Here is a 12,290-nt window from a genome sequence, read left to right on the forward strand (position 1 = left end):
GACCAACAGGAATTTCAGACACGTCCATAAAAAACCGCCCCACTGCGGATGCAGGGGGCGGCCAGTCGTGACCGACAGTGCAGGGTTCAGCGCTGTGCGGTCTGCCAGTTCGGATTGAACCAGGGTTCGGCATTCGACGATGGCAGCCGTCGGCCGAGGATATGGTCGGAGGCTTTCTCGCCGGTCATGATCGAGGGCCCGTTGAGGTTGCCGTTGGTGATGCGCGGGAAGATGGAGCTATCCGCCACCCGCAGCCCCTCGACGCCGATCACCCGGCATTCGGGATCAACCACCGCCATCGGATCATCCACCGCGCCCATCTTGCAGGTGCCGCAGGGGTGATAGGCGCTTTCGACGTGTTCGCGCAGGAAACCGTCGATCTCCTCGTCTGTTTGCAGGTCGGTGCCGGGCTGGATCTCGTGCTTCAGGTAGGGTTTCATCGCGTCCTGAGCAAAGATCTCGCGGGTCAGGCGCACACATTTGCGGAAATCGATCCAGTCCTGTTCGGTGGACATGTAGTTGAACAGGATCTTCGGCGCGACATTGGGATCGGCACTGGCCAGCGTGACCTCACCGCGCGAGGCGGAGCGCATCGGGCCGACATGGGCCTGGAACCCGTGCCCCTCGGCAGCGACCTTGCCGTCGTAACGCACCGCCAGCGGCAGGAAGTGATACTGGATGTCCGGGTAGTCGATCCCCTTGTCGGAACGGATGAAGGCCGCGCTCTCGAACTGGTTCGAGGCCCCCAACCCGGTCTTGGTAAAGAGCCACTGCGCCCCCACCAAAGCCTTGCCGAAGAGGTTCCAGTATTTATAGAGCGTGATCGGCTGTTTGGAGGCGAACTGGAAATAGAACTCCAGATGGTCCTGCAAGTTCTGGCCGACGCCGGGGCGGTCTGCGATCACCTCGATGCCATGTTCGGCCAGATGTTTGGCGGGACCAATGCCCGAGAGCATCAGGAGTTTCGGCGAGTTGAGCGAGGAGGCTGCGAGGATCACCTCAGCCCCCGCACGGATCACCTCGATCTGGCCGCCGCGCTCGACTTCGACACCAACGGCGCGGCCGTCTTCGATCACCACCTTGCGGGCCAGCGCGCGGATCATGGTGCAATTGTCGCGCTTCAGGGCGGGCTTGAGATAGGCGTTGGCGGCGGACCAGCGGCGGCCCTTGTGGACCGTCATCTCCATCGGGCCAAAGCCCTCTTGCTGCTCGCCATTGTAGTCCTTGGTGACCGGATAGCCCGCCTCTTCGCCCGCTTTCACAAAGGCATCATGCAGCGGGTTGTCGCGGGGGCCGCGGGTGACATGCAGCGGGCCATCTTTGCCGCGCCAGTCGGGATCGCCGCCATGGCCACGGTCGTCCCAGGTCTCCATGCGTTTGAAATAGGGCAGCACGTCGGCGTAGGACCAGCCCGTGGCACCGCTCTCGGCCCAGTGGTTGTAGTCGCCGGCGTGGCCGCGCACATAGACCATGCCGTTGATCGAGGACGAGCCGCCGACCACCTTGCCGCGCGGGGTGACCAGCTCGCGCCCGCCCAGATGCGGCTCGGGCTGGGATTTGTAGCCCCAGTCATACATCGACATGTTCATCGGGTAGCTGAGCGCGCCCGGCATCTGGATGAACGGGCCTGCATCGGTGCCGCCATGTTCGATCACCAGCACCGATTTCCCCGCCTCGCTCAGACGGTAGGCCATGGCGCAGCCTGCGCTGCCGGCCCCAACAATCACGTAATCCGCGTTCATCGCGTCCATTCTCCTGTCACAGGGCCGCACCCGCCGGGGCTGACCACAAGGCATAGCTTCTCAGTTCGCCCGCGTCCTTTTGGGCGACGGGGCGGGTGGGTGGGCGTCGTCCAAAAGGACGCGCCCTATCGTTTAGGTGCAGACCTCAGAAGGCTGCTTCGCAATCGCCCATGCGCACATAGACCGACTTCACCTGGCTGAAGTGCTTGATCGCCTCCTTGGAGTTTTCACGCCCCACGCCAGAGGCTTTGACACCGCCAAAGGGCGCCTCGACCGGCGCGTCATTGTAGGAATTGATAAAGCAGCTGCCCGCTTCCAGCTGACCGATCACCCGGTGGGCGCGGGTGAAATCCTTGGTGAAGACCCCTGCCGAGAGACCAAATTCGGTATCATTAGCGCGCGCGACGACCTCGTCTTCGCTGTCGAAATCCAGCACGCACATGACCGGGCCAAAGATCTCTTCGCGGGCGATGGTCATATCGTCGGTGACATCGGCAAAGACGGTGGGCTGCACATAGTAGCCATCCATCTCGGCGCGCCCGCCGCCGCAGATCAGCCGGGCGCCCTCTGCCTTGCCCTTCTCGATATAGCCCAGCACGATGTTCATCTGGTTTTCGGTCACCATCGGGCCGAAGTTCACCTCTTCATCCATCGGGTCGCCCAGCTTGGCGGTCGCTGTGCGCTCGGCCAGACGGGCGAGGAATTTCTCCTTGATGTCCTTGTGCACAAACACCCGCGTGCCGTTGGAGCAGACCTGACCGGAGGAGTAGAAGTTGCCGTTGATCGCGCCGGAGATGGCGTTCTCGATGTCGGCGTCCTCAAACACCAGCATCGGGGATTTACCGCCCAGCTCCATGGTCACGTGTTTCATGCCCTCGGCGGCGGCGGCATAGACCTTCTTGCCGGTGGGCACGGAGCCGGTCAGCGAGACCTTGTCGACGCGCGGGTCGGTGACCAGCTGACCGCCGACCTCGCCCATGCCCTGCACCACGTTGAACAGGCCCGCAGGCGCGCCGGCCTCGATCAGGATCTCGGCCACCTTGAGCGCGCAGAGCGGCGTGGTCTCGGAGGGTTTGAACACCATGGAGTTGCCGCAGGCCAATGCAGGCGCGCCCTTCCAGCAGGCGATCTGGGTCGGGTAGTTCCACGCCCCGATACCAACGCAGAGGCCCAGCGGTTCGCGGATGGTATAGACCCAATCCTCGCCCAGCGGGATGTGCTCGCCGGTCAGGCTTGCCGCCAGACCGCCGAAATACTCCAGCGCGTCGGCGCCGGAGGTGGCATCCGCGACCAGCGTTTCCTGCAAGGGCTTGCCGGTGTCATAGGTTTCCAGCACCGACAGGTCATGGTTGCGTTCGCGCATGATGTCGGCCGCCCGGCGCAGCACCCGGCCGCGTTCAGTCGGGGCGGTCTTGGCCCAGATCTTCTGCGCCGCCTGCGCCGAGGTCAGCGCCTGTTCGACGATCGCCGGGGTGGCGGCATAGACGGTGGCGATCTCTTCGCCGGTGGCGGCATAGATCACCGGGATCGGGGTGCCGGAGGTATCTTCGACATAGGCGCCATTGATGAAATGGCTGGCTTTGGGCTGGGCCGGATGTGTCATGTCTCTCGCCTCTTTCCTTCTCAGGTCAGCGTGGGTCCCGCGCATCTGCGGGACGGTGTGATGATCCTCCGTGCCCGCAGATGCGGCACACGAAGCTGTGCGGTTTTTCGGGGACCGGCACATGCAGGAAGGGCGCGGGCAGCGCCACTCTTGCATGGGTCGGTAGCGGACCCTGGATGGTGTCGCCCCGCCTGCGGGCACAGGCCGGGCGACACCGGAGGTGCGTCTTAGTGCACCGCTTCGATCTTGGAGAAGTCCAGATCGTTTTCTTCCGGGCTGGCCTCGATCGCCATGACCTCGTCGCGTTTGCTGACGAAGATGTAGATCAGGCAGGCCACGTAGAGACCGATCACCACGGCACCGATCCACTGGATCTGCAGCCACTGGCTCTGGAAGGCGACGGTCAGCGCAAAGAGCACAACCGCGTTGCCCAGGATATAGGGCAGCTTGCCAAAGCGTTTGCTGGTGAGGTTCAGGTTGTCGGTATAGAGACGGATCAGCGAGTCAAACGAGTTGATCACAAAGACCACGCCCACAACCATCATCGAGACATTGATGAACAGCGTCGTCGGGATCTCGTTCAGGTGGTAGTAGTAGAGCACCGAGAACCACACGCCGAGCGGGATCGACGGGAAGATCAGCAGCGCGGCCAGCACCTGCCAGGTCTTCAGACCGCCGACAAAGCGCGAGGTGAACTGACCGATCATGATCGACCAGGCAAACCACCAGAACAGGTAGAATTCGTGGTAGTCGGTGAGCGGCAGCACGAACTTGTGGATGTTGGCGAAATAGCCGCCGATGTTGCCGGCGGTGCCTGCAAACTCGCCCAGCCCCATGCCGGAATAGGCCCACATGCCCAAGATCAGCGCCGCAAACAGGCCGGTGGAGCCCAGCGACAGGATGCGCACGTATTTGATGTCGGTCGAGGAGAAGGCCGCAAACAGGATCACCAGGAAGGTGATGACGTAGAAGGCCGGGATCACCGTCTCGCCGTCGCCCATGAAGGTGGCGTAATAGGGCAGATAGATCAGGAACAGCGCGCCGGTGAAGGCACAGGTGCCGATGATGACGATGTTGTTGATCCATTTGACCACCGGGATCTCGAAGAACTTCACCCGCGGTTCGATGACGCAGAAGTAGAAGGTGGTCAGGAAGTAGAAGCCCCAGATCAGGAAGCCCCAGAAGCCGAACTCCAGCGCCAGCGGGTTGGTGAACCCATAGGCGGGATTGTTTTCCACATCCGCATAGAGCGGGAAGTCCCAGGCCAGCGGGAACATGATGAGGCCGACGTCGAGGCCGGATGTGAACAGGATCGCGATGAATGTGAACAGCGGCACGGGTGTGACGCCGACCACCTCCAGGTTCCACCACTTGATGACGCAGAATGCCACCAGCGCAAAGGCCAGCAGAATGCCTGCGGAAATCAGGTATGTCATATATTTCACCTCCCAGTGAATAAGTCGCAGAGGCGCGGGCTGGCGCCTCCTCGGGTCGATGTTATTGTTGTTGGTGACCGGGATCACACGATCCCGGCCTGACCAAGCTAACCAAATTTTGAATGGCCATTCAAGTTTTGGTTTTTTGAAGTGAAATATTGAATCTGAAACCAAGCTGACGCACTCTCATTTTATGGCACGTAAACGCATCCGCGACATCCGCAACGAAGAACTGATCGAAGCCACCATCGTCACCGTACACAAGCGGGGCTATGGGACTGTAACCATGGCGGAAATCGCGCGTGAAGCCGGCGCCTCCGCGGCCTCGATCAGCTATTATTTCGGCTCCAAGGAAGGGCTGATGGAGGCCACGATGCGCCACCTTCTGCGCAAGCTGCGCGCCGCCATGGTGGCGGGTTATGCACAGGCCGAAACACCGCTCGAACGGCTCTATGCGGTGATGGATGCGAACTTTGCAGATTCGCTTTACACCGTGCCGCAGTGCAGCATCTGGATGCAATTCTGGGCCAATGCGCCCTATTCCACCAGTCTGGCGCGGCTGCACCGAATCAACCGGGCCCGGGTCCGAAGCCATTTTGTAGCCGAGTTGAGCCAACTGATCCCGCCCGAACAAGTCGAGACCGCGCGTCAGGCGCTGCAAAGCTACATGGACGGGGTCTGGCTTCAGGCGGCACAGTCCGAAGGTCCGCTGGACACCGCCGCCGCCCGTCGCGCCGCCCATCGGGTGGTGGATCTGGTGACCTCGCGCGAATTGGTTGCCTGAGCAGGTGCGGGATCTCTGCCGCGCGATGCGTGTGTCGGGCGGGACTGCGGGCGATGGCAGGCGGCTCAGCCGTCGCGGTGATACCGGAGCGTGGTGCCCTGCGGCAGATAAACCAGTGACAGGTCCTGCCCGGAGACATGCTCCAGCCGGTAACAGAGATGCGTCCCGGCGGTATTGGCCCAGGTAAAGAGATACGGCCCCTGCCCGCTATGCGCGCCGCAGTGGTCCTGTATGGAGAGATACTCCACCGACGTTTCCGCCCCCGCATAGGTGTTCACCCGTTCGGCGCCACTGACGCGGAAGCTGTCGTCCGGGTCGGTCATGCGCCGCCAGGTCCCCTGCAACCGCGCCAACAGCCGGTCGGCGGCGTTGACGGGTTGCAACACCGCCTGACGCAGCACCAGTTCGGAGGTGGTGTCGAAGAGATCGGCGCGCTGACCGGAAATCGCCACCCGCCGCCCTTGCGGCAACTCCGCAAGCTGCTGCCAGAGCGCCGGATCGATGCGACTGTCGTCATAGACCAGAAACCGCCGCCCTGCCCCGATGAAGGTGCAGAAGCTCACATAGGGGGCCGTGTCCAGCTGGCAGTCCTGAAACACCGCAACGCCGCTGAATTCGGGCGCGGTGATCGCCCGGGGCGCCCCGGCGCCACGTCCGGGGATCAGATTGGCACTGAGCCGGTGGCTGTGCTCAACCGCCGCGATGCCGGTATCGATGCGGGCAAAGTTTTCCTGCCGATGGCCCCGGAGGGCGCAGTTGGTGTCACCGGTGATGCGAAAATCGCTATCGTCGACACAGAAAGACAGCTTGTCGTCCTGAAACTCCCAGCCCTCGGTTTCCACCCGCAGATAGTAGAACCGATGCCGCAACGCGCCCGCGACCACATCGCTGCACTCTTGCGGCGCGAGGTCCCACCAGCCCGTCGAGCTCCAGTCCGCGGTCGCCTTGTAGCCGATGGCCACCCGTTGCCGGGCGCTGGTGTCGTTGCAGATCTCCAGCCCGGCCTGCGCAGAGGTCGACAGGCCCAGCGCCAGCGCCAGCCACAACAGCCCTCTGATCTGATGCAAGGCCATGGCATCCTTACGTAAGATGGTCGTTCCGCAGCCGTATCTATGACAGAAATGTAACCGCTTGACGACAGACCGGACGGTAAGCCGTTCAAGTTTTTGTTAATTTCTGCCACACGGCGGAGCGCGCAGGCCACTGCGTTCAGGATTTCATCGCATGCGGGGCCGGCGTGATGGCGCGCCGTTTCAGCATCGCTTCACGCCAGGTGATAAAGGTCACGGCGCCCAGGATCATGGTGCCGCCGAGGACGACCCAGACATCGACGCTCTCGCCAAAGGCCAGCGCCCCGAGGAGCGTCGCCCAGATCAGCTGCAGGAAGGTGACGGGCTGCGTCACCGTCAGCGGCGCGGAGGCAAAGGCCAGCGTCATGGTATAGTGGCCCGCGGTGGCAAAACAGGCCACGCCGAACAGCACCGCCAGTTCATAAAGCGTCGGCGTGACCCAGTTCGCCAGCGCAAAGGGGGCCAGACCGATCGTCACCCACAGCGACAGCATCGCCACCACCACCGTGGGATTGGTGCGCCCCACCATGGTCTTGGCCAGAAGATAAGAGATCCCAAAGGCAAACCCCGTGACCAGCATCGCCAGATGCCCAGGAGAGACCGCGCGAAACCCGGGCCGCAGGATCACCACCACCCCCAACAGCGCCACCGCAACCGCGGCGATGCGGCGAAAGGCCAGCTTTTCGCCCATAAAAATCGCAGCACCCAGCGTCACATAGACCGGCGAGAGGTAGTTCATCGCCGTGACCTCGGCCAGCGGAATGCGGGTCATGGCAAAGAACCACATGATGACCCCCAGCGCATGCACCGCGCCGCGCAGGGCAAAAAGACCGTGCAGGTTCGGGGTCCAGGTCACCGCCCGGAGCGAACCGATCATCGGGATCAGGAACACCAGCCCCAGCAGATAGCGCAGAAACGCGCTCTCGGCCGGAGGGATGCGCGGCCCCATGTATTTCACCAGCGCCGTCACCGCCACGAAGTTGAGCCCCGTCACCAGCATCCAGAAGACACCGCGCATGGGGTTGGACGCTGGCTGGGCTGGCTGGCTTGCCATCTCTTTGGTCAGGGTTGCATCGCTCATGGGCGCAAGCAGACACCCATTGCAAGGGCAAGACAACCCTTCACTTGTGAAATATTGTACCCCTTCTTGCGCTGTCATGATGGGTACAAGCGGCCACCAGTTGAGCAAAGCCCTGCCTGACGTGTCGGTCCTGTCGACACCTCTTGCCTTTCGCGTTCTGGCGCATATGTTTCTTGGCAGGAGCAACAGAGGAAGACCCTATCCATGATCCAGACCCTTGCCGCACTCGCCCTGTTTGTGTCGCTGCACGTGGTTCTTTATCATGCCCTCTCCCAACGCCTCCGTCCGTCTCGACAGCCTGCATTGGTCCGCCGCTGACGCGCGGCCCGTTCTCTCGGACGTCACCCTCAGTTTTCACCCCGGTCGCACCGGGATTGTGGGCCGCAATGGCACCGGCAAGACGACGCTGCTGCGTCTGATAGCGGGGGATCTGTCGCCTGCATCGGGTCGTATCGTGACCACCGGCACGGTCGGTTGGATGCAACAGGATGTGGCCGCGCAGGATCACCTGACGGTCGCGGAGCTGTTCGGCGCGGCCTCCGGTCTGGCGCGGCTGACGCGTGCCGAGGCTGGTTGCGCGAGTGCTGCCGATCTGGCCGAGGCCGATTGGACCCTGCCCGCCCGGATGGAAGCCGCCATGCAGCGCTGCGGCCTGTCGTTGCGCCCGGAGGCCACGCTGGCGCAGCTGTCGGGCGGGCAACGCACCCGGCTTGCTCTGGCGGCGCTGCTGTTTCAGGAGCCGGATATCCTGCTGCTGGACGAGCCGACCAACACCCTCGACACCGAAGGGCGCGCCACGGTGCGGCAGGTTCTGCACGACTGGCGGGGCACCGCGCTGGTGGTGAGTCATGATCGCGAACTGCTTGACGACATGGATGCCATCGTGGAACTGAGCCCGCTTGGCGCCAGCCGCTTTGGTGGGCCCTACAGCCACTATCGGGCAGAGAAGGACGCAGCCTTGGCGGCGGCGCATCATGACCTGACCGAGGCCGAAAAAGCCCGTAAGGACACCGCCCGCCGCGCGCAGGAGGCCGCCGAGCGCAAGGCGCGGCGCGACAGCGCGGGCAAGGCGGCGCGAGCCTCAGGAAGCCAGCCCAAAGTCCTGATGGACAAGGCAAAAGAGCGCGCCGAGGCCTCCAAAGGCGCAGGCGTGCGGCTGCGCGAGGCGCGGCAGGCGGCGGCGGATGAGGCGCTGGCGGAGGCCCGCGCCCGTATCGAAATACTTGAGCCGATCCGCATGGCCATCCCCGCAACTGGCGTGCAGCCCGCCACGCGCATCCTGACCCTGCAAGGGATCACTGCTGGCTACGGCACCCGCGACGTGCTGCGGGATCTGTCGCTGGAGATCACCGGGCCGGAACGGATTGCGCTGCACGGCCCCAATGGCTGCGGCAAGACCACGCTTGTGTCGGTGATCCTCGGGCAGCTTGCACCCCGCGCCGGATCTGTGGAACGCCACGCAGATGCCGCGCTGCTGGATCAGCATGTGAGCCTGCTGGAGGCCTCCGAGACACTGGTGGAGAACTTCCAGCGCCTCAGCCCCGAGGCCACCCTGAATGAAGCCCGCGCGGCGCTGGCGCGGTTTCGGTTTCGCGCCGAGGATGGTTTGCAATTGGCGGGCGCACTCAGCAGCGGGCAGCGGTTGCGGGCGGGACTGGCCTGCACCCTTGGTCGCCCGGTACCGCCGCAGCTATTGGTGCTGGACGAGCCGACCAACCACCTCGATCTGGAGGCGGTTGAGGCCTTGGAAGCCGCGCTGCGGGACTATGACGGCGCGCTCCTCGTGGTGAGCCACGACAGCGCATTTCTCGACCGGATCAACCTGACCCGGCACATCAGCTTGGGGCCTTAACGGTTTGGTAACGGGATGAATTCTGCGTCATCGCCGGGCGGCAGGTGGAAGCGCGGGTTATTGGCAAAATCCCCGCGCGCCCAGGCCTGTTTGGCCTCTTCAATCTTTTCCTTGGAGGAGGCGACGAAGTTCCACCAGATGTGGCGCGGCCCGCCCATGGTCTCGCCGCCCAGCGCCATCAGCCGTGCGCCCTCCGGCCCGGCGGTCACGGTGATCGCATCGCCGGGGCGAAACACCATCATCTGCCCCGCCTCAAAGGTCTGGCCTGCAATCTCGACCGCGCCGCGGGTGATATAAAGCCCGCGATCCTCGTGATCATCCGGCATCGGCAGCTTGGCCCCGGCATCCAGAATGACATCGGCATAGAAGGTCTCTGACAGCATGGTCACAGGCGCGCGCTCGCCCCAGGCGGAACCGAGGATCAGCCGCACGTCCTTGCCCTCGCCCAAAAGATGCGGCAGCGCCTCTTTGCCGTGGTGTTCAAAGACCGGTGTCATGTCTTCCTTGTCTTCGGGCAGCGCGATCCATGTCTGGATGCCAAAGAGGCTGCTGTGCCCCTTGCGAGTCGCCTCAGAGGTGCGCTCGGAATGGGTGACGCCATTGCCGGCGACCATCCAGTTGACCTCGCCCGGGTAGATCATCTGATGGGTGCCGAGGCTGTCGCGGTGTTCAAACTCACCCTGATACAGATAGGTCACGGTGCCAAGGCCGATGTGCGGATGCGGGCGCACGTCGATGCCGCCACCGGTGATGAACTCTGCCGGGCCCATCTGATCGAAAAAGATGAAGGGCCCCACCATCTGACGCCGGGGCGCGGGCAAGGCGCGGCGCACCTCAAACCCGCCGATGTCGCGGGCGCGGGGAATGATCAGCGTCTCGATACTGTCGAGGCTGCCTGCATCGGGGCACTTGGGTTCCAGTGTCGGGTTCCAGCTCATGGGCCTGTCCTTTCCTCGCCGCGTTCCCCCTAAACTAGGCCACGGGCGCCGCTCTGACAGCCTGCTGGTTTTGCACAGACCCTGCGCGCCCGCTCACATCAGGGCGAGTTTCAACGCCAGCGCCAGCATCACCACGCCGATCAGCGCGTCCAGCACCTGCCATGCGCGGGGCCGCGCAAACACCGGCGCCAGGAGCCGCGCGCCATAGCCCAGCGTGAAGAAGAACACGAAAGAGGCCGTGACCGCGCCGAGGCCAAAGATCCACGCCGGTGTGTATTGCGCCGAGATCGCCCCAAGCAGCACCACCGTATCAAGATAGACATGCGGGTTGAGCCAGGTAAACGCCAGACAGGTCAGCACCGCGGGCCAGAGCGCGGTCTGCACGCCCTGCCCTTCGGTCCTGAGTGCTGCGCCCCCTGTCCACGCCGCCCGAAGCGCGCGCAGCCCGTACCATGTCAGGAACAGCACGCCGCCAAGGCGCATCGTAGTTTCGAACCACGGCACCGCGGCGGTGAGCGTGCCAAACCCCGCCACCCCGGCGGTGATCAGCAGCGCGTCCGAGATCGCGCAGGTCAACACGATGGGCAGCACATGCTGGCCCCGGATGCCTTGGCGCAGCACAAAGGCGTTCTGCGCCCCGATCGCCAGGATCAGGCTGAAGCCAAGGCCAAAGCCCGCCATCAGGGTCGGCAGCATGTCCGGGGTCATCGAGATGGGCTGCATGGGGCTTTGTCCTTATGTGTCTTTGTGCGTCGCCGGGGCGGTTGCCTTTGACTAACCGCTGGCGTTGGCGTAATCCAATTAAAGATACTCACCTCAATTAAGCACAGCTAATGAATTTCGATCCCCCTCACCTCGCCGCTCTCTCGGCGGTGCTGCAACTCGGCAGCTTTGATGCGGCGGCTGCGGCGCTTGGCGTGACGCCCTCGGCGGTCTCGCAGCGGATCAAGGCGCTGGAGGATCGGGTGGGCACGCCGCTGGTGAACCGCACCAGCCCCTGCACCGGCACCGAAACCGGGCTGCGCATTGCCAAACATGCCGAGGATGTCGCCCTGCTGGAGCGCCGCCTGGGCCGGGATCTGGCCTTGGAGACCACCGACAAACCGGCACGGCTGAAGGTTGCGGTCAATGCCGACAGCCTTGCCACCTGGTTTGTGCAGGCAATGGTCGCCGCCGAGGGGGTGCTGTTTGATTTGGTGATCGACGATCAGGACCACAGCACCGACTGGCTGCGGCGCGGCGCGGTGTCGGCGGCAGTCACGGCAGAGGCGCAGCCGGTGAGCGGCTGCGATGTGCATGCCCTGGGGCGGCTGTCGTATGTGGCCACCGCCAGCCCCGCCTATGTGGCACGCTGGTTCCCGGAGGGGCTGACGGCAGAGGCGGCCCGCCATGCGCCCTGCATGATCTTCAACGCCAAGGACCGCTTGCAGCATCGCTGGCTGGAGACGCATGTGGCAGCCGCGATCATACCGCCCGCGCATTACCTGTCCTCCACGCAGGCGTTTCTGGATGCGGCCGCCGCCGGGCTCGGCTGGGGGATGAACCCCGAAGTCCTGGCGCGCCCCTATCTGGCGCGCGGTGATCTGGTGGAGCTGGTGCCGGGCAGCCGACTGGATACGCCGCTGTATTGGCAGGTCAGCCGGATCATGGCCCCGGCCCTGCGCGAGATCACCCTTGCGGTGCGCCGGGCGGCGGGGGCTGCATTGGGACAAGACGGCTGAGGCGGGCGCGGCTGCGGTCCCGCGCCCCGATCTGCGCCGCAGGACCCACAGCTTTGCCCCTTG

At 64.1% G+C, this 12,290-nt stretch carries 10 protein-coding genes; 3 read left to right on the top strand and 7 right to left on the bottom strand.

What is annotated here, in order from left to right:
• Window positions 1–86 precede the first annotated feature (86 nt).
• From betA to MHM88_RS06445, 3 genes are all read right to left on the bottom strand, one after another.
• Entirely contained in the window at window positions 87–1,742 is a 1,656-nt protein-coding gene (gene betA / locus MHM88_RS06435; RefSeq protein WP_239362521.1) for a choline dehydrogenase, read from the bottom strand.
• A gap of 145 nt (window positions 1,743–1,887) precedes the next feature.
• Window positions 1,888–3,345 (bottom strand): betaine-aldehyde dehydrogenase, encoded by a 1,458-nt coding sequence (gene betB / locus MHM88_RS06440; RefSeq protein ID WP_239361513.1) that lies wholly within the window; start codon window positions 3,343–3,345, stop codon window positions 1,888–1,890.
• A 227-nt stretch (window positions 3,346–3,572) separates the two neighbouring features.
• Window positions 3,573–4,781 carry a BCCT family transporter gene (locus MHM88_RS06445; RefSeq protein ID WP_239361515.1) on the bottom strand — a complete coding sequence of 403 codons (1,209 nt, stop codon included), beginning with the start codon at window positions 4,779–4,781 and terminating at the stop codon, window positions 3,573–3,575.
• Window positions 4,782–4,974: 193 nt separating this feature from the next.
• Here MHM88_RS06445 and betI point away from each other — a divergent pair, with 193 nt between their 5' ends.
• The gene (gene betI, locus MHM88_RS06450; protein WP_239361517.1) at window positions 4,975–5,565 is read left to right on the top strand and encodes a transcriptional regulator BetI; all 591 of its coding nucleotides are present in this window, start codon (window positions 4,975–4,977) and stop codon (window positions 5,563–5,565) included.
• Between the two features lie 65 nt (window positions 5,566–5,630).
• Here betI and MHM88_RS06455 read toward each other — a convergent pair whose 3' ends face one another.
• Window positions 5,631–6,638 (bottom strand): DUF1036 domain-containing protein, encoded by a 1,008-nt coding sequence (locus MHM88_RS06455; protein WP_239361519.1) that lies wholly within the window; start codon window positions 6,636–6,638, stop codon window positions 5,631–5,633.
• 136 nt (window positions 6,639–6,774) lie between these two features.
• Entirely contained in the window at window positions 6,775–7,716 is a 942-nt protein-coding gene (locus MHM88_RS06460; protein ID WP_239361521.1) for a DMT family transporter, read from the bottom strand.
• A gap of 262 nt (window positions 7,717–7,978) precedes the next feature.
• On the opposite strand from MHM88_RS06460, the gene MHM88_RS06465 reads away from it, so the two are divergent.
• Window positions 7,979–9,568 (top strand): ABC-F family ATP-binding cassette domain-containing protein, encoded by a 1,590-nt coding sequence (locus MHM88_RS06465; protein WP_239361523.1) that lies wholly within the window; start codon window positions 7,979–7,981, stop codon window positions 9,566–9,568.
• On the opposite strand, the gene MHM88_RS06470 is transcribed toward MHM88_RS06465, so the two are convergent.
• Both MHM88_RS06470 and MHM88_RS06475 read right to left on the bottom strand, forming a co-directional pair.
• The gene (locus MHM88_RS06470; RefSeq protein ID WP_065328914.1) at window positions 9,565–10,506 is read right to left on the bottom strand and encodes a pirin family protein; all 942 of its coding nucleotides are present in this window, start codon (window positions 10,504–10,506) and stop codon (window positions 9,565–9,567) included. The two genes, MHM88_RS06465 and MHM88_RS06470, sit on opposite strands and share 4 nt — an antisense overlap.
• 93 nt (window positions 10,507–10,599) lie before the next feature.
• Window positions 10,600–11,229, bottom strand: coding sequence for a LysE/ArgO family amino acid transporter (locus tag MHM88_RS06475; protein WP_239361525.1), 630 nt, complete (start codon window positions 11,227–11,229; stop codon window positions 10,600–10,602).
• A 110-nt stretch (window positions 11,230–11,339) separates the two neighbouring features.
• On the opposite strand from MHM88_RS06475, the gene MHM88_RS06480 reads away from it, so the two are divergent.
• The gene (locus MHM88_RS06480; RefSeq protein WP_239361526.1) at window positions 11,340–12,227 is read left to right on the top strand and encodes a LysR family transcriptional regulator ArgP; all 888 of its coding nucleotides are present in this window, start codon (window positions 11,340–11,342) and stop codon (window positions 12,225–12,227) included.
• Window positions 12,228–12,290: the final 63 nt, after the last annotated feature.

Source organism: Epibacterium sp. MM17-32 (assembly GCF_022348205.1).
GTDB lineage: Bacteria > Pseudomonadota > Alphaproteobacteria > Rhodobacterales > Rhodobacteraceae > Epibacterium.